Source organism: Streptomyces sp. SID5469 (assembly GCF_009862865.1).
GTDB lineage: Bacteria > Actinomycetota > Actinomycetes > Streptomycetales > Streptomycetaceae > Streptomyces > Streptomyces avermitilis.
In genome coordinates this window covers 7,106,881-7,123,701 of sequence record NZ_WWIN01000001.1, presented here as the reverse complement: position 1 = coordinate 7,123,701, position 16,821 = coordinate 7,106,881, and the positions used below count along the sequence as shown (strand labels likewise).

The following is a 16,821-nucleotide window of genomic DNA, read 5'->3' as shown; positions in this document are numbered from 1 at the left end:
CAACTGGGGATTCCTGGCAATACGCCCTCCACAGCTTAGGAATCCGCTGTCTTATGCAAATTTGATTCCGGGCCCCACTTTCTCAGCCCAGACACATCCTTTACTCAGGACGACTCAAAGGTTTCTCCCTAGCTTGTGGCAGCGCCCACAGCGGGCGCCAAGAACCTTCGAGGAACGGGATGTTTGGCATCTATCTCAAGCGCGAGCTGAGCCGGCGCAAGAAGGCGGCTCTGGTCATCGCCATGGGTCTGGCGCTCGGTATCGCCCTGGTCATCACCGTCAACTCGGTGTCGGCCGGCATGCAGCAGGCACAGGACAAGGTCCTCAAGTCGCTGTACGGGCTCGGCACGGACATGACCGTCACCAAGGCCCAGGCGGCGCCCTCCGGCAACGCCTCGGGCAGACCCAAGTTCGACTTCGACGCCAAGTCGGACAGCAGCGACACCCAGAGCTCGGACCGGGTGATGACGCAGGGCGGTCAGGCCCTGAAGTCCTCGCTCGTCGAGAAGGTCGCGGCCCAGAAGGGCGTGGCGAGCGCGGTGGGCGCGCTGAGCCTGAACGTCACCAAGGTCGACGGTTCCTTCACCCAGGGCAAGGCGAAGTCGTCGACCACCCAGCAGCAGGGCGGCGGCCAGGGCGGTCCCGGCGGCGGCACCAGCACCGGCCAGCCGCAGGTGCAGGGCGGCGGCGCCTCCTTCGACGTGAACTCGTACTCGGTGGCCGGCGTCGACGTCACCCACCAGGACCTCGGCCCGCTCGCCACGTCGAAGATCACCAAGGGCAAGACGTTCACGACGTCGCAGACCAACGCGAAGGTCGCGGTGCTCAGCAAGTCGTACGCCAAGGAGAACAAGTACACGGTCGGCAAGACCATCAAGATCTCCGGCACCAAGTACACGGTCATCGGTATCGCGACGCCCGACAGCAGCGAGTCGACCACCGACGTCTACCTGCCGCTGAAGCAGGCGCAGACGCTCGGCGACTCGAAGAACAAGGTCACCACGATCTACGTCAAGGCGACCGACTCGAAGCAGATCGACACCGTCAAGACGACCATCCAGAAGAACATCGACGGGACGACGGTCACCACCTCCGCCGACCTCGCGGACACCGTCTCCGGTTCGCTGTCGACGGCCTCCAACCTGGCGACCAGCGTCGGCAAGTGGCTGTCCATCGCGGTCCTCGTCGCCGCGTTCCTCGTCGCCGCGCTGCTCACCTCCTCGGCGGTCAGCCGGCGCGTCCGTGAGTTCGGCACGCTGAAGGCGCTCGGCTGGCCCAGCGGCAAGGTCACCCGGCAGGTCGTGGGCGAGTCCATCGTGAACGGTCTGCTCGGCGGCGCCCTCGGCATCGCGATCGGTCTCGCGGCGGCGTACTCGGTCACCGCGATCAGCCCGACACTGACCGCGCAGCTCGGCTCCGGCGGGGGCGCTATGGGCGGCGGTCCCGGCGGCCAGGGCGGTCCCGGCCGGCAGGCCGCGTCCACCACCATGGACATCGCGCTGTCCGCGCCGGTCTCGCTGACCACCATCGCGCTCGCCGCGGGCCTGGCCATCGCCGGCGGTCTGATCGCCGGTGCGATAGGCGGCTGGCGCGCCTCCCGGATGCGCCCCGCCGACGCGCTGCGCAGCGTCCAGTAACCCTCTCCCTCCCCCTCCCCCCGACCGGGGCGCTCGTGTCCGTTCCCCCCGGGTCACGGCGCCCCGACCCCTTCCTTCTTCCTTCACGCTTTCACGGAGAACCCATGTACAAGCTCACCGGCGTCACCAAGCGCTACACGCGGGGCAAGGAGACGGTGGAGGCGCTGCGCGGCATCGACCTCGTCATCGAGGACGGCGACCAGCTCGTCATCCAGGGCCCCACGGGCGGCGGCAAGTCCACCCTCCTCCAGATGATCGGCGGCCTCGACCGTCCGTCCGCCGGCAGCGTCGAGCTGGACGGCGTGGACCTCGCCTCCATCAGCGAGGCCAAGCTGACCCGGCTGCGCGCCGAGAAGATCGGCATCATCTTCCAGGCGTTCAACCTCATTCCGACGCTGACCGCGCAGGAGAACGTCGAGACCGCGCTCGTGCCGCTGGGTGTGAAGCCCGCGGAGCGGCGCGAGCGGGCCGCGGACGCGCTGCGCTCGGTGGGCCTCGGCGAGCGGCTCAGCCATGTTCCGACCGAGCTGTCCGGCGGTCAGCAGCAGCGTGTCGCCATCGCCCGCGCGCTGGTCAAGAAGCCGAAGGTGCTGCTCGCCGACGAGCCGACCGGCAACCTCGACGAGGGCACCCGCGACGACATCATGGGCCTGCTCGAAGGGCTGTGGCACGAGTACGGGCTGACGTTCATCATGGTCACCCACGACTCGTCGATCGCCCGCCGGGCACCGCGCCTGGCCACCATCAAGGCCGGGCAGCTCACACTGACCGAGCAGGGCGGCGGGCTGCGGCGCGCCGCGGCACCCCAGTACGCCGAGCAGGGCGGCGGCCCGTACGGGCAGTAGCGGCTCGTACGGGCAGTAGCGGCGGCTCGTACGGGCGTTGGCAGTACGGCCGGTCAGGGGGGACTGATCCCCCCTGACCGCGGCCGCTCACCTCCCGAGAACGAGGGTGTGCGGGACGCCGTACGGGCGATCAGGCCTGACCGGTCTCGAAGTGGGAGATCCGGCCGTTGTCCTCGACGACGAAGCTCCACTTCGTGCGCATCTCGCCCCAGGTGTCGTTGCGGTAGCGGGCGATGAGGGCGCGGCCGCCCTTGGACTCGTTGTCGACGTTCATGTGGCCGTGGGAGGAGAAGATCTCCCGCTCGGTCCAGTCGGTGAGGTCACGGTCGGCCCCGTCGTCGGACATGGTCGCGCCGGAGGCGAGGAGGGCCTGGAACGCGTCCCGGTCGTGGGCGTTCACCGCGGTGACGAAGGCCCGGACGGCCGGGTCACTGAGTTTCGCTACCTGAATCGTCATGCCAGCAGACTCACACCGGCCCCCGGGCCTCGCCACCCGAACGGCGGCGCGGGCCGGTCGGGCACGGGTGATCGGTGCGACGGTGGAGGCACGGGAGGGGTTCGTTTCCCACTGTGTTTCCCGCTGTGTTTCCCGCTGTTCGTTCCGTCTGTTCCGGGAGTCGTCGTGACCTGTTTCGACCGAAGTGATCTGGGACTGCTGCTGCTCCGTCTGGGCACCGGCGGGGTACTGGCCGCGCACGGAGCGCAGAAGCTGTTCGGGTGGTTCGGCGGGGCCGGACTCGAGGGAACCGGTCAGTTCATGGAGTCCGTGGGCTACGCGCCGGGGAAGGCGAGCGCCACGGCGGCGGGACTCGCCGAGGCCGGCGGGGGCACGCTCCTCGCGCTGGGGCTCGCGACCCCCGCGGCGGGTGCGGCGGCGGCCGGCGCCATGGTGGGCGCGGCGGCGGTGCATGCGCCCAACGGGTTCTTCGCGCAGAGCGGCGGCTACGAGTACGCCGCGACCCTGGCCCTGTTGGGGGCGGGTCTCGCGGTGACGGGGCCGGGACGGTTGTCCGTGGACCATCGGCTCGGTCACGCCGTGAACCGCGGGTGGATGGTTCCGGTGGCGCTGGGTGTGACGGCGGCGGGCACGGCGGTGGTGGTGGGGGCGCGCAACAAGCGGCTGCGGCGGGCGGCACAGGGCGAGCAGGAGATGCTGTTCGAGGAGTGACGGGGCGTGGCAGGCTGCGCGCATGAGTGATCAGGGCATGGCTCCGGACGCATCCGCCGACCCCTGGGGGTCGATCGAGGACCTGCACTCCTGGCTGGACGCCCACCGGGCGCACGGCGGTCAGGAGGGCCTCCTGCTGCGCGTGCTGAAGCTGTCGGAGGAGGTCGGCGAGGTCGCCCAGGCGGTGATCGGGGCGACGGGCCAGAACCCGCGCAAGGGGACGACACACACGTGGGAGGACGTGCAGGCGGAACTGTGCGACGTGGTGATCACGGCGATGGTGGCGCTGCGCACGCTCGGCCCGGACGCGCGGGACGTGTTCGCCGCGCATCTGGCGAGGGTTACGGAGCGATCGCTGGGACCCCGAACCCCTTGAGGGGCGGCAGGACTTGACCACGGGCTACGAGCAACGGACGTATGCCGCCGGTGCCCTGGACGTCCGTCCGGTCGTCCGGTGTACGCACGACCGGAGTTGTTCACCCGGTGTACGTAGCGGGGCCGCCCCACGTTGGCGGGCGCGGCTGAGTCTTCTCGTCGACATCGAGCCGACGAAAGGGTCCCTGTGCTGGACTACGTTTCCCCCAAAGGCCGTCGTGCGGTTGCCGTGGCCACCGGAGTGCTTACGCTCGCCATCATGGGACCAGGTACGGGAAGCCAGGCGCGGGCGGCGAGTTTCGGCACCCCCGGCATCACACTGTCCGCGGCGTATCTGTCCGGCGCGGTCGGCGCGGCCGGGGACCCGGCCGTGACCGTGACCGTCGCGCAGAGCGGTGCCGACGCCGGGGCGCTCACGGTCACCGTCACCAAGAGCAGCAGGACCTCCGTGGCCACGACCGCCGACGTCGCCGTGACCGGCACCGGCGCCACCCGCCGGGTCGCCGTCGCCGCCCGCGGCCAGGGCTACACCGACCTCACGCTCAAGGTCACCGGCGTGGACGGGCAGAGCGCCTCGAAGACCCTGCACTACGCGGCGTCCGCCGCCGTCCAGCACGGCGCCGACACCCGCTACTTCACCGGTTCCAGCGACGCCTCGGCCGCCGTCGACGTGGGCGGGGGCCACGTGGTGGTCGCGGACGACGAGTCCAACGTCCTTCGTCTGTACGACCGTTCGGTGTCCGGCGCGCCCCTGAAGACCTGGGACTTCAGCTCGCGGATCGGGGTCTCGAAGGAGGTCGACATCGAGGGCGCCGCCCGCGTCGGCGACACGATCTACTGGACCGGCTCGCTCGGCAACAACAAGGACGGCGAGTACAAGTCCGCCCGCAACACGCTGTTCACGACCAAGGTGACCGGTTCGGGCGCGAGCACCTCCCTGTCGTACGGCGGCTCGTACGCGAAGCTCCGCGAGGACCTGGTGGCCTGGGACGAGGCGAACGGCGACCGCTACGGCTTCGCGGCGGGCACCGCGGACGGCCAAGTGCCCAAGCAGATCGACGGGTTCAACGTGGAGGGCCTGGAGTTCGCGCCCGGCTCGACCACGACCGCGTACCTCGGTTTCCGCGCCCCGCTGGCTCCCGCGGTGCCGGGCGGCAGGGCGCTCCTCGTCCCCGTCACCAACATCGACAAGGTGGCGACGGGCTCGTCCGCCGTCTTCGGTGCGCCGATCGAGCTGGACCTCGGCGGGCTTTCGGTCCGTGACATCCGTAGGAACGCGGCGAACCAGTACCTGATCCTCGCCGGTTCCTGGGCCGCCGACGACAACTCCGACCCGTACGCCCTCTACTCCTGGGACGGCGTCCCGGCGCACGCCCCGGTCAAGCGCCTCGACCTGCCGACCAGCGATCCGGGCGGCTGGGAGTCGGTCGTCGACGTGCCCGACCTCACCGTGTCCGGGGCCCGCGCCCAGCTGCTCACCGACGCCGGCTCGGCGGACCTGTACGGCGACGGCACGGAGGCCAAGGACCTCACCCACGACGAGTGGAAGAAGGCGCGGACGACCTGGTTCACGGTCACGAACTGAGCGCACGCGGCCGGGGCGCGGCCGCGGGCACGGTGGCTGCCTCGGCCGTTTCGGCTTGCCCCCGGCCTCGCGGCCGTACCGGCTTACCCCCCGGCCTCGGTCGGCGCAGGAGCCGCGGTCGGGAATGGCGCACGCCGGGACCGCCCCGCCCCGTGCTGCGCGATCACGCGTCGGGTTCAGCTCATTGCGTGAGCCGCTGTTAGACGGTCATGAGCACGGCGGGGCGAGTTCCCGGCCGCGGACGGGTGTCGCCATTGCCCTGTATGTCGCGGGCGAGGAGCATCGGCGGGGAGCCGAGTCCCAGCTGGAGGATCCGCATGGCAGCACCGCAGCAGACGCCCGCCTCCCCCGCCGTCCGTCTGATCTTCGAGTACGAGGGCGATACGGTGCGCCTCGTCTCCCAACAACCGGTCGATGCGGTGATCAGTGGCTTCGACGCCCCGCCCGAAGTGCGTCCCGGCAACTTCGTGGAGGTACGGGACGACAGTGGGCGGCGTCTCGCCCGCGTCCCCGCCCGCGGCGCCTTCGTGGAGAGCGCCGAGGTCTTCCCGGAGGACCACGCGGAGCCGATCACCCGGGTCGACGTGGAGGCCCGGGGGGCGTTCACGGTGATCCTCCCGGCACCGGCCGCGGCCACCCAGGTCGCCGTCGTCCGGGTCGCGCCGACGGGTCCCGAGGAGGGTGTGGCGCCAGGCGGCGGCGCCACCAGTCCACCGCCGGGAGCGGCGCCGGCCGTCGACCTCGCCACCTTCCGGCTCGAGCGGTAGGCGGCGGAGATGACCACGTCCGACGGCACCGTTCAGGGCCACACCCAGATCTTCGGATCCGCGCCGCGCAACCGGGCCTTCACCGTCGTACTGCTCGGTGACGGGTTCACCGCCGCCCAGCAGACCGACTTCAACAACGCCTGCGCGGCCTTCGTCACCGCGTTACGCGCCACTCCGCCCTACGACGAGCTCTCGCCGGCCATCAACGTCTGGCGGGTCAACGTCGCCTCCACCGACTCGGGCGCCGACGATCCCGCCGCGGCCGGCGGCACCGGCGCGACGGCACGCACCTATTTCGACGCGAGTTTCGGCGGCAACGGCATCCGGCGCCTCCTCATCTGCAACAACTCGACGGTCCTGACGACGGCCGCCGCGCAGGTGCCGGAGTTCTCCGTCGCCATCGTCGTCGTGAATTCCACGGTCTACGGGGGCAGCGGCGGGTCCGTCGGCACGTACTCCCTGGCCGGCGGCGCGACGGAGATCGCCCTCCACGAGATCGGGCACACCGCGTACGGTCTGGCGGACGAATACGCGTACTACGCCGGCGGCAACGAGACCGGGCACGATCACCATCCGGCGGGCGAGCCGGCCGAGCCGAACGTCACACTCAACACCCAACGCGCTTCCCTCAAGTGGGGCTGGGCGGTCGCCGCGAGCACGGCCCTGCCGACGATGAGCAACCCGGACTGCTCGACCGTGGACGGCCGGGCGAGCACGGTTCCCGCCGGGACGGTCGGCTGCTTCGAGGGTGCGCACTACTACCACTGCGGCGCGTTCCGGCCCGAGTACGACTGCAAGATGCGCGCGCTCGGCATCCCGTTCTGCCGGGTGTGCCGGCAGGTGATCTGGAACCGGATCGGCCCGCTCGCGACGCTGCCCGCCCGTCCCCGCACACCGATCAGCGTCGTCGCCCGCTATCCCGAGCATCTCGACGTCTTCGCGGTGGCGGCGGACGGGCGCACCATGTCCGACTGGTGGGACGCGGGCAGTGGCTGGGCCGGCTGGTTCCAGGTCTCGGGCGGGCTCGCCTCGCCCGGCGGAGCGGGCTCTCCGGTCACCTCGGTGGCGCGGTACGCGGGCCATCTCGACCTGTTCGTCGTCGGCACCGACAGCCGGGTCTACAGCACCTGGTGGGACCAGTCGAGCGGCTGGGCCGCCTGGTTCCGGGTCGGCACGCTCGTCGCGCGGCCCGGTTCGACGGTCAATGTCGTCAGCCGTTACAGCGACCACCTGGATCTGTTCACCACCGGGTCCGACGGCCGGACGATGTCGACGTGGTGGGACGCGCGTACCGGCTGGGCGGCGGACTGGTTCCACGTCAGCGGCGGTGTCGCGGCGAACGGCGCGACCGTCACCGCCGTCGCGCGCCACCCGTTCCACCTCGACGTGTTCACGGTGGGGACGGACAACCGGGTCTACAGCGCCTGGTGGGACGAGCGCAGCGGCTGGTCGGCGTGGTTCGCGCTGCCGGGCATCGTCTGCCGGCCGGACTCCACCGTGACCGCGGTGGCGCGCCATCGCGACCATCTGGACCTGTTCACCACCGCGTCCGACGGCCGGATCATGTCGACGTGGTGGGACGCGCGCAGTGGCTGGGCCCCGTGGTTCCAGGTGTCGGGCGGTGCGGCGTCGGCGGGCTCGCCCGTGACCGCCGTGGTGCGCTACACGAACCACATGGACCTGTTCGTCGTCGGTACTGACAACCGGATCTACTCGACCTGGTGGCACGACACCACGGGGTGGGCCGCCTGGTTCAACGTGTCCGGCGGCGTCGCCAAGCCCGGCAGCCAGGTCGCGGCGCTGTCCCGGGTCACCGAACACCTGGACGTGTTCGCGGTCGGCTCGGACGGCCTCGTCCACAGCGCCTGGTGGGACGCGTCGGGCGGCTGGTCGGGCTGGTTCCAGCTCGGCATCACCTGAGCGGGCCCGAGCAGCCACCCGAAAGGGCTCTGACCTGGCCATGTGGCCAGGTCAGAGCCCTGAGGACAGACGAGTCGGCCGCGCGTGCGGACCCCGTTTCCTGAAATCCCCCCGCTCCGTGCGACGGACCCGCCGCCCTGCCCCGTAGAGCAGACGACATCAGCTCACAGGGAGGGGAGCGCGACATGGCAGGGCACAGGGTCAGAGGCACCAGGGGTACGGCGATCGCGGCGGCGACCATGGCGGTTCTGACCGCGTCACAGGCGCCGGCGGCGGTCCCGGCACGGGCCTCCGTACCCCCGCGGCAGGCGCCCGCCGAGCACGGGCCGAGCGCGTCGGGCGACACCCGGTACCGCACCGAGCTCCCACCACTGCGGACCCGGGACCGCAAGGGCGGGGCGTCGGTGGCGGGAGCCGCGCTGCCGGCGAGCGTGTTCGCCGCCTACCGGCACGCCGAGGCGGAGCTCACGCGCACCGCGCCCGGCTGCCGGCTGCGCTGGCAGTTGCTGGCCGCGATCGGCCAGGTGGAGTCCGGGCAGGCGCGCGGCGGTCGGGTGACGGCGGACGGTACGACCCTGGCGCCGATCCTCGGGCCGCGGCTGGACGGCGGCGCCTTCGCCGTCGTGCGGGACACCGACGGCGGCGCGTACGACGGGGACCCGGCCTACGACCGGGCGGTCGGACCGATGCAGTTCATCCCGTCGACCTGGGCCCGCTGGGGCACGGACGGCAACGGCGACGGGCGGGCCGACCCGGACAACGTCTTCGACGCGGCGCTCGCCGCCGGGCGCTACCTGTGTGCGGGCGGGCGAGACCTCTCCGACCCGGCCGAACTCGACCGGGCTGTCCTCGGCTACAACCACTCGGAGGCGTATCTGCACACGGTCAGGGCCTGGTACGCGTACTTCCTGGAGGGGCACCGGGTGGTGTCGGACAGCTCCGCGAAGGCGTCGACACGCCCCGAGCCGTCGCAGCCGAAACCCACGCCGAAGCCGGCACCGTCCCCCCGCCCCAGAGCCTTCCCGTCCCGGACTCCGTCCGCGCCTGCCTCGCCGGCCCCCACCAGGTCACGTTCGGCGGGCGGGGCCGAGGGGACCGAGCAGCCCCAACTCCCCCGGCCCGGCACGGACATCGAGCTGCCCGGCGACGACCTGCTGCCCAGCGACGGTCCGCTGACCAGCAACGGTGTGAACTCGATGGCCTCCTCCCCCTCCACAACCGCGGATACTGGGCGGTAATGTCGCCACCCGCCGGACGGCACAGGACCGGCGGCTGAGCGCAAAGGGGCTCTCATGGCGACGGACATGCCGGACATGCCTGCGGAGATACAGGCGGCCCACGACCGTTGGCAGCGCATGTGGAGCCACCGCGAGCAACTGCTCAAGGTGGCCCGGCGCAGGTCGATGAGCCCGGAGGACGCCGAGGACGCGGTGCACGAGGCGATGCTGCGCGCCGCGGAGCGCCCCGACTTGGACGACGAGCGCCTCGGCGCCTGGCTGACGACCGTGACCATGCGGCTGTGCGTCGATCGGTACCGCCAGGTCAACCGTGAGGCCGAGGTACACCGCAGCCCCACGCTCGCCGCGCCGGGTCCGGTGCCCGTCGAGGAGGCGGTGTGCGACCGGGCCGAGGCCAGGTGGCTGGCCGTGCGCAGCGGGGAGCTGCCCGCGCGCCAGGCCGAGGCGCTCCGGCTGAAGTCCGAGGACCTCGACGTCGGCCAGGTCGCCGTGCGCATGGGGCTGAGTTATCGCACCGTCGAGTCGCTGCTCGCCCGGGCCCGGCGCACGCTGCGCAGCTCGCTGGCCGGAACGCTGGGCCTCGCCCTGTTCCTGTGGGGGCGCGGCAAACCGCGCGCGGGCGGACACACGCAGGCCGCGGTGGTGACGTCGACGGCCGCGACCCTGGTGGTGGCGGGGTTCGTGTTGCCGTACGTCCACAACGGGGACGGGCAGGGCACAGCTCCCCGTCCCTCCGTGTCCCGCATGGCCCAGACGACCACCCAGACCGTCCGGCCCGACGGCTTCGGCAGGGTGGCCGCCCCGAACGGCCGTGCTCTGTCGGCCGCCTCGACGTCTCACGCAGCGACGCCTACGGTGCCGCCCGGCGATCACGACCGGTCGCTGCTGCCTCTGTCGGTGCCACCGCTGCCGGATGCCTCGCTGTCACCGGTGCCGTCCGTCCCCGGCGTGTCCGACCTGCCGAGCGTGCCCGGCCTCTCCGATCTGCCGACCACGTCCACGGTCCCGACGACGCGTCGGGCCCTCCCGGAGGCTCCCGCCACGCCCCCCGCGCCGGCCGACGTACCGACCCCGACCGTACTGCCGTAGCACCGCCGGAAAAGGCACTGCCGCAGCACCAGCGGAAATGGCGCGGCCGCCGAGCTGCCGGAAACCCGGCCGCAAGACCCCCGAAAAAAACCGCCTCCGTCGCGACGGACGCCCGGCCCCTCCCCGTAGAGCAGATGTCGGAGCTGCTCCACGGCCGAAGGGTGGACCGGATGGGTGTCGAGATCTGTGTGGAAGGGCTGACCAAGTCCTTCGGTCAGCAGGTCATCTGGCAGGACGTCTCGCTGACGCTGCCCGCCGGGGAGGTCTCGGTCATGCTCGGCCCCTCGGGCACGGGCAAGTCGGTGTTCCTCAAGACGCTCGTCGGACTGCTGAAGCCGGACCGGGGTTCCGTGAAGGTCGCGGGCCGGGACGTCACCAAGCTGCGCGAGCACGAGCTGTACGAGGTGCGGAAGCTGTTCGGGGTGTTGTTCCAGGACGGCGCGCTGTTCGGCTCGATGAGCCTGTACGACAACATCGCTTTCCCGCTGCGGGAGCACACCCGTAAGTCCGAGAGCCAGATCCGGCGCATCGTGCTGGAGAAGATGGACATGGTCGGGCTGATCGGTTCGGAGGGGAAGCTGCCCGGCGAGATCTCCGGTGGGATGCGCAAACGGGCCGGGCTGGCACGAGCGCTGGTCCTCGATCCGGAGATCATCCTGTTCGACGAACCGGACTCGGGCCTCGACCCGGTGCGCGTCGCGTACCTCAACCAGCTCATCGTCGACCTCAACGCGCAGATCAACGCGACGTTCCTGATCGTCACGCACGACATCGCCTCGGCCCGCCAGGTGCCGGACAACATCGGGCTGTTGTTCCGCCGTGAGCTGGTCATGTTCGGGCCCCGTGAGGAGCTGCTGACCAGCGACGAGCCCGTCGTACGGCAGTTCCTGAACGGCCGGATGCAGGGGCCGATCGGGATGGCGGAGGAGAAGGACGCCGCGCAGGTCGAGCAGGAGCTGGCGCGGCTCGGCGACACGGACCGCGAACCCCGCCACGTCGGCAACGACATGACGCCGCGCCTGATGCCGGGCCCCGGCATCGCCCGTCCGGCCCGCTGGGAGGCGATCGCGAGACGCGAGGCCGAACTGCACCGGAAGGCGGTGACCGGCGCATGAGACTGTCACCCACCGGGGCGCTGAGGCACTCGGGGAGCCTCTTCGCGATGGCGCTGGACGTCGTCCGGACCATCCCCCGACGGCCTTTCCAGGCGCGGGAGTTCATCCAGCAGGCCTGGTTCGTCGCGAGCGTCACCATCCTGCCGACGGCGCTGGTGTCCATCCCCTTCGGCGCGGTCATCGCGCTGCAGATCGGCAGCCTGACCCGGCAGCTCGGCGCCCAGTCCTTCTCCGGGGCCGCCTCGGTCCTCGCGGTGCTGCGGGAGGCCTCGCCGATCGTCACCGCGCTGCTGATCGCGGGCGCCGGCGGCACGGCGATCTGCGCGGATCTCGGGGCGCGGAAGATCCGCGAGGAGATCGACGCGATGCAGGTGCTGGGCATCGACCCCATCCACCGGCTGGTCGTCCCGCGGGTCCTGGCGTCGATGGTGGTGGCGGTGCTGCTCAACGGCCTGGTGTCGGTGGTGGGCGTCGCGGGCGGCTACTTCTTCAACGTCGTCCTGCAGAACGGCACGCCGGGCGCGTATCTCGCCTCCTTCACCACGCTCGCCCAGCTCTCCGACCTGTGGGCGGCGGAGGCCAAGGCGCTGGTGTTCGGGGCGATCGCCGCGATCGTCGCCTCGTACAAGGGACTCACCGCGAAGGGCGGCCCGAAGGGCGTGGGCGACGCGGTGAACCAGTCGGTGGTGATCACCTTCATGTTGCTGTTCGTGACGAACTTCGTGATGACCGCCGTGTACTTCCAAGTCGTTCCGCAGAGGGGCTGAGTCGTGGCGCTGCTGAATCGTCTGGAGGAACTGGGCAGCCAGTTGTCCTTCTACGGCCGCTCGTTGGCGTGGACGGGCCGCACCGTACGCCGCTACAAGAAGGAGATCCTGCGGCTGCTCGCCGAGGTGAGCTTCGGACGCGGCGCCCTCGCCGTCGTGGGCGGCACGGTCGGCGTCATCGCCTTCCTGTCGTTCTTCACCGGCACGGAGGTGGGCCTCCAGGGCTACGCCGCGCTCAACCAGCTCGGCACCTCGAACTTCGTGGCGTTCCTCTCGGCGTACTTCAACACCCGGGAGATCGCGCCACTGGTGGCGGGGCTCGCGCTGTCCGCGACGGTGGGCGCCGGGTTCACGGCGCAGCTGGGCGCGATGCGGATCAGCGAGGAGACCGACGCCCTCGAAGTCATGGGCGTGCCCTCGCTGCCGTTCCTGGTGACCACCCGGATGATCGCCGGTTTCGTCGCGGTGATCCCGCTGTACGTGGTCGGGCTGCTGTCCTCGTACTTCGCCGCCCGCACCATCACCACCGGCTACTACGGGCAGTCGGCGGGCACCTACGACCACTACTTCCAGCAGTACCTGCCGCCGGTCGACGTGCTGTGGTCCTTCGGGAAGGTGCTCGTCTTCGCCGTCCTGATCATCCTGGTGCACTGCTTCTACGGCTACTACGCGAGCGGCGGCCCGGCGGGCGTCGGCGTCGCCGTGGGCCGCGCCGTACGCACCTCGATCGTCGCGATCAACGTCCTGGACTTCTTCCTGTCGCTCGCGATCTGGGGCGCCGGCACGACCGTCCGGATTGCGGGGTGAGCCGGATGAGAGTGCTGAGACTGCGGTTGTACGGCGTCGTGTTCCTCGCCGTGCTCGCGCTGCTGCTGTCCCTGTCCGTCGCCGTGTACCAGCAGGTGTTCACCCCGGCCGTACGGATCAAGTTGGAGGCCGACAGCCTCGGCAACCAGCTCGATCCGCGCGCCGACGTCAAGCTGCGCGGGCTGCTGGTCGGCGAGGTGCGCGCGGTGCATGCCGACGGGACGAAGGCGACGCTCGACATCGCGCTCAAGCCGGAGTACGTCGCGTCCATCCCGTCCGACGCGCACGCACGCCTGCTGCCCAAGACGCTGTTCGGCGAGAAGTACGTCGACCTGGTCGCGCCCGCGCGCTCCTCGGCCCGGCCCATCCGCGCCGGCGATGTCATCACCCAGGACCGCACCCGCGTCGGCATCGAGCTCCAGCAGCTGATGAACGACCTGCTGCCGCTGCTGCGGACCGTGCAGCCCGGCAAGCTCAACGCCACGCTCTCCGCGTTCGCCACCGCCCTCGAGGGGCGCGGCGACCGGATCGGCGACAACCTCACGCGCGTGGAGGACTATCTGCACCGCCTCAATCCGCACCTGCCCTCCCTCACCGAGGACTTCGCGCGGCTGGCCGACGTCGCCGAGGTGTACGGCGACGCGGCTCCCGACCTGATGGAGATCCTGCGCAACACCGTCACCACCAGCCGCACCCTGGTCGAGCAGCGGGACCGGCTCGCGTCCGCGCTCACCACGACGGCCACTGCCGCGGGCACCGCGGACGACTTCCTCGACGCGAACGGTGACCGGCTGATCACCCTGGGCCGGGTCTCCCGCCCCACGCTCGACCTCTTCGCCCGCTACTCGCCCGAGTACCCCTGCCTCTTCGCCGGCCTGGTGCGCGAGGAGCAGGCATCCGAGCAGGCGTTCCGGGGCGGCAAGATGCACATCACGCTCGAGGTAGTCCGACAGCAGGGGGCGTACGAACCCGGCGAGTATCCGCGCTACGACGATCGATCGGGGCCCAACTGCCGCGACCTGCCCCATCCGCCGGTGCCCGCGCCCGGGGTCCACCTCAACGACGGTTCGACGAAGGGAAGTGCGTCCGGCGGCCCGGGCGGCGTCTCCGCCACCCGGGCCGAGCAGCGCTCCGTCGGCTCGCTCGTCGCGCCCGTCTTGGGTGTGCCCGCCGACCAGGTGCCGCCGGTCGCGACCCTGCTGTTCGGACCGATGGCGCGCGGGACGGCGGTGAGCGTCGCATGAGGATCACGAGGATCATGAAGACCGCGAAGACCGCGAGGACTACGACGTCCACGAGGACGTCAGGAGCCCGGCAGGCCGCCGCCCCGCTGATCAAGTTCAGCCTGTTCGCGCTGGTGACGATGGTGGCGACGACTCTGCTCGCCGCCACCATCGTCAACATCTCCCTCACCCCCGAGCACACCTATCGCGCGGTGTTCAGCGACGTCACGGGCCTGGAGAAGGGCGACGACATCCGGGTGGCCGGGGTGCGGGTCGGCCAGGTCGAGGGCATCCGGATCAAGGACCGGACGCTGGCTGAGGTCACCTTCACTGTCGGTGAGGACCGGCCGCTCCTGAACAGCACCGGCGCGGTCGTCCGCTACCGGAACCTGGTCGGACAGCGATACGTCGCCCTGACCGAGGGCGCGGGAGACGCCACCCGGCTGAAGCCCGGCGCCACGATCCCGCTGTCGCGCACCCAGCCCGCACTGGACCTCAACGCGCTGCTGAACGGCTTCAAGCCACTCTTCGCGGCGCTCAGCCCGCAGGACGTCAACCAGCTCGCCACCGAGATCATCCGGACCCTCCAGGGCGAGGGCGGCACCGTCAACAGCCTGCTCGCGCACACGGCTTCGCTCACCACGACGCTGGCCGGCCGCGACAAGCTGATCGGTTCGGTGATCGACAACCTCAACACCGTGCTGGAGACGCTGGACCAGCGCGGCGCCCGCTTCTCAGGGCTGCTCAAGCAGCTGCGGCGGGTGATCTCGGGGCTGTCCGCCGACCGCAAGCCCATCGGGCAGTCCCTGGTGGGCATCGGCGACCTGACGGACGCCACCTCGGGGCTGCTCAAGGACGCGCGTCCGCCGCTGAAGGACGACATCGCCGAGCTGACCGATCTCACCGGAACGCTGAACAAGAACGAGAACACCGTGGAGGGCGTGCTGAAGCGGCTGCCGAACAAGCTGGGCGAGCTGACGGGGACGGCGTCCTACGGCTCGTGGTTCAACTTCTACCTCTGCGACTTCGACGGCCGGATCGTGCTGCCGAAGACGAAGCAGGTGCTCACTCCCGAGCTGCACGTGGCGAGGGCGAGGTGCGGCGCATGACGAAGCACTTCCTTCCGCGCAGGACCCGTAAGCGCCGCCCGGAGCCGCTGGTCAAGGTCCGTATCGACCCGCCCAAGCTCCCGAAGATTCGGCTGCTTCCGCGCCGGGCACCCCGCCCCCGCCGCCCGGAACCCCTGGTGAAAGTCCGCATCGACCCGCCTCGGATACGGCTTCCACGGATCCGCCGTCCGCGCCTCACCCCGTTCCGTGAGCGAAACCCCGTGGTGATCGGAGCCGTCGGCCTCACCTTCCTCGCGCTGCTGACCGTGGCCGCGTTCAACGCCGACAGCCTGCCGCTGATCGGCGGCGGCGAGACGTACAGTGCGGCCTTCTCGGAGGCGGGCGGCCTCAAGCCCGGCGACGAGGTGCGGATCGCCGGTGTCAAGGTCGGCAAGGTCAAGGACGTCGATCTGGACGGTGACCACGTCAAGGTCACCTTCAAGATCAAGGGCGATCCGGGGTTCGGCACCGAGACCGGCGCCTCGATCCGGGTCAAGACGATCCTCGGCGCGAAGTACCTCGCGCTGCGTCCCAAGGGACCGGGACAGCTGAAGCCCGGCAGCGAGATACCGCTGAAGAGGACGGTTCCGGCGTACGACGTCGTACAGGCGTTCAGCGATCTCACCACGACGACGGAGAAGGTCGACACCGACCAGTTGGCGAAGGCCCTGGACACCATCTCCACCACGTTCCAGGACTCGCCCGCCGAGGTACGGGCGTCCATCAAGGGCCTGTCGAAGATCTCCCGTACGGTCGCCTCGCGCGACAAGGCGCTGGGCGAACTCCTCGACCACGCGAACGGTGTCACCGGCGTACTGGCCGAGCACTCCGAGGACTTCACCGCGCTGGTCAAGGACGGCGGCAAGCTGTTCAAGGAGATCAGCAAGCGGCGCAAGGCGATCCACAAGCTGCTGAAGAGCTCCGCCGCGCTCGGCATCGAGCTCTCCGGCCTCGTCGAGGACAACGACAAGGAGATCGGGCCCGCGCTCAAGGGCCTGAACCGCGTGGTGCAGATGCTCGAACGGAATCAGTCCAGCCTCGACCGGAGCGTCAAGCTGCTCGCGCCCTACGTCCGGGTCTTCACCAACGCCCTCGGCAACGGCCGCTGGTTCGACAGCTACGTCCAGAACCTGGTCGCCGCTCCGGTGGTGCCGCGGACGGGAGGCGCGCAGTGAA

16 protein-coding genes are annotated in these 16,821 nt (G+C 70.8%); 15 read left to right on the top strand and 1 reads right to left on the bottom strand.

The window, feature by feature from the left end; translation table 11 throughout:
• Positions 1–179: 179 nt before the first annotated feature.
• A complete protein-coding gene (locus GTY58_RS30820) occupies positions 180–1,637 on the top strand; it encodes an ABC transporter permease (RefSeq protein WP_010987314.1) in 1,458 nt (485 codons plus the stop codon).
• A gap of 104 nt (positions 1,638–1,741) precedes the next feature.
• Positions 1,742–2,482 carry an ABC transporter ATP-binding protein gene (locus GTY58_RS30815; RefSeq protein WP_010987313.1) on the top strand — a complete coding sequence of 247 codons (741 nt, stop codon included), beginning with the start codon at positions 1,742–1,744 and terminating at the stop codon, positions 2,480–2,482.
• A 130-nt stretch (positions 2,483–2,612) separates the two neighbouring features.
• Here GTY58_RS30815 and GTY58_RS30810 read toward each other — a convergent pair whose 3' ends face one another.
• Entirely contained in the window at positions 2,613–2,939 is a 327-nt protein-coding gene (locus tag GTY58_RS30810; RefSeq protein WP_010987312.1) for a hypothetical protein, read from the bottom strand.
• 165 nt (positions 2,940–3,104) lie between these two features.
• On the opposite strand from GTY58_RS30810, the gene GTY58_RS30805 reads away from it, so the two are divergent.
• The 13 genes from GTY58_RS30805 (at position 3,105) to GTY58_RS30745 (ending at position 16,820) form a co-directional block, all read left to right on the top strand.
• Positions 3,105–3,650, top strand: a complete 546-nt coding sequence (locus GTY58_RS30805; protein WP_010987311.1) for a DoxX family membrane protein — start codon at positions 3,105–3,107, stop codon at positions 3,648–3,650.
• A 22-nt stretch (positions 3,651–3,672) separates the two neighbouring features.
• On the top strand, positions 3,673–4,026 hold the full coding sequence (locus GTY58_RS30800; RefSeq protein WP_010987310.1) for a MazG-like family protein: 354 nt from the start codon (positions 3,673–3,675) through the stop codon (positions 4,024–4,026).
• Positions 4,027–4,284: 258 nt separating this feature from the next.
• A complete protein-coding gene (locus GTY58_RS30795) occupies positions 4,285–5,610 on the top strand; it encodes a hypothetical protein (protein ID WP_237528920.1) in 1,326 nt (441 codons plus the stop codon).
• Positions 5,611–5,927: 317 nt separating this feature from the next.
• Positions 5,928–6,377, top strand: coding sequence for a hypothetical protein (locus GTY58_RS30790; protein ID WP_107083251.1), 450 nt, complete (start codon positions 5,928–5,930; stop codon positions 6,375–6,377).
• A 9-nt stretch (positions 6,378–6,386) separates the two neighbouring features.
• Positions 6,387–8,297, top strand: a complete 1,911-nt coding sequence (locus GTY58_RS30785; protein WP_010987307.1) for a M64 family metallopeptidase — start codon at positions 6,387–6,389, stop codon at positions 8,295–8,297.
• Between the two features lie 185 nt (positions 8,298–8,482).
• Entirely contained in the window at positions 8,483–9,535 is a 1,053-nt protein-coding gene (locus GTY58_RS30780) for a lytic transglycosylase domain-containing protein (protein WP_010987306.1), read from the top strand.
• A 54-nt stretch (positions 9,536–9,589) separates the two neighbouring features.
• Positions 9,590–10,624 carry a sigma-70 family RNA polymerase sigma factor gene (locus GTY58_RS30775; RefSeq protein ID WP_010987305.1) on the top strand — a complete coding sequence of 345 codons (1,035 nt, stop codon included), beginning with the start codon at positions 9,590–9,592 and terminating at the stop codon, positions 10,622–10,624.
• 170 nt (positions 10,625–10,794) lie between these two features.
• The gene (locus GTY58_RS30770) at positions 10,795–11,739 is read left to right on the top strand and encodes an ABC transporter ATP-binding protein (protein WP_037645809.1); all 945 of its coding nucleotides are present in this window, start codon (positions 10,795–10,797) and stop codon (positions 11,737–11,739) included.
• Positions 11,736–12,506, top strand: coding sequence for an ABC transporter permease (locus tag GTY58_RS30765; RefSeq protein WP_010987303.1), 771 nt, complete (start codon positions 11,736–11,738; stop codon positions 12,504–12,506). Before GTY58_RS30770 ends, GTY58_RS30765 begins: the two co-directional genes overlap by 4 nt.
• 3 nt (positions 12,507–12,509) lie before the next feature.
• The gene (locus GTY58_RS30760; RefSeq protein WP_010987302.1) at positions 12,510–13,313 is read left to right on the top strand and encodes an ABC transporter permease; all 804 of its coding nucleotides are present in this window, start codon (positions 12,510–12,512) and stop codon (positions 13,311–13,313) included.
• A gap of 5 nt (positions 13,314–13,318) precedes the next feature.
• Complete coding sequence (locus tag GTY58_RS30755; protein WP_037645807.1) at positions 13,319–14,557, top strand: MCE family protein; 1,239 nt, start codon at positions 13,319–13,321, stop codon at positions 14,555–14,557.
• Positions 14,558–14,571: 14 nt separating this feature from the next.
• Positions 14,572–15,645, top strand: a complete 1,074-nt coding sequence (locus GTY58_RS30750; RefSeq protein ID WP_037645804.1) for an MlaD family protein — start codon at positions 14,572–14,574, stop codon at positions 15,643–15,645.
• The gene (locus GTY58_RS30745) at positions 15,642–16,820 is read left to right on the top strand and encodes an MCE family protein (RefSeq protein ID WP_010987299.1); all 1,179 of its coding nucleotides are present in this window, start codon (positions 15,642–15,644) and stop codon (positions 16,818–16,820) included. Before GTY58_RS30750 ends, GTY58_RS30745 begins: the two co-directional genes overlap by 4 nt.
• Position 16,821 lies beyond the last annotated feature (1 nt).

Coding starts and splice junctions, on each gene's coding strand:
- GTY58_RS30800 (WP_010987310.1), top strand. CDS start 3,673: ATGAGTGATCAGGGCATGGCTCCGGACGCATCCGCCGACCCCTGGGGG.
- GTY58_RS30780 (WP_010987306.1), top strand. CDS start 8,483: ATGGCAGGGCACAGGGTCAGAGGCACCAGGGGTACGGCGATCGCGGCG.
- GTY58_RS30750 (WP_037645804.1), top strand. CDS start 14,572: ATGAAGACCGCGAAGACCGCGAGGACTACGACGTCCACGAGGACGTCA.
- GTY58_RS30745 (WP_010987299.1), top strand. CDS start 15,642: ATGACGAAGCACTTCCTTCCGCGCAGGACCCGTAAGCGCCGCCCGGAG.
- GTY58_RS30815 (WP_010987313.1), top strand. CDS start 1,742: ATGTACAAGCTCACCGGCGTCACCAAGCGCTACACGCGGGGCAAGGAG.
- GTY58_RS30795 (WP_237528920.1), top strand. CDS start 4,285: ATGGGACCAGGTACGGGAAGCCAGGCGCGGGCGGCGAGTTTCGGCACC.
- GTY58_RS30785 (WP_010987307.1), top strand. CDS start 6,387: ATGACCACGTCCGACGGCACCGTTCAGGGCCACACCCAGATCTTCGGA.
- GTY58_RS30790 (WP_107083251.1), top strand. CDS start 5,928: ATGGCAGCACCGCAGCAGACGCCCGCCTCCCCCGCCGTCCGTCTGATC.
- GTY58_RS30810 (WP_010987312.1), bottom strand. CDS start 2,939: ATGACGATTCAGGTAGCGAAACTCAGTGACCCGGCCGTCCGGGCCTTC.
- GTY58_RS30765 (WP_010987303.1), top strand. CDS start 11,736: ATGAGACTGTCACCCACCGGGGCGCTGAGGCACTCGGGGAGCCTCTTC.
- GTY58_RS30755 (WP_037645807.1), top strand. CDS start 13,319: ATGAGAGTGCTGAGACTGCGGTTGTACGGCGTCGTGTTCCTCGCCGTG.
- GTY58_RS30820 (WP_010987314.1), top strand. CDS start 180: ATGTTTGGCATCTATCTCAAGCGCGAGCTGAGCCGGCGCAAGAAGGCG.
- GTY58_RS30770 (WP_037645809.1), top strand. CDS start 10,795: ATGGGTGTCGAGATCTGTGTGGAAGGGCTGACCAAGTCCTTCGGTCAG.
- GTY58_RS30775 (WP_010987305.1), top strand. CDS start 9,590: ATGGCGACGGACATGCCGGACATGCCTGCGGAGATACAGGCGGCCCAC.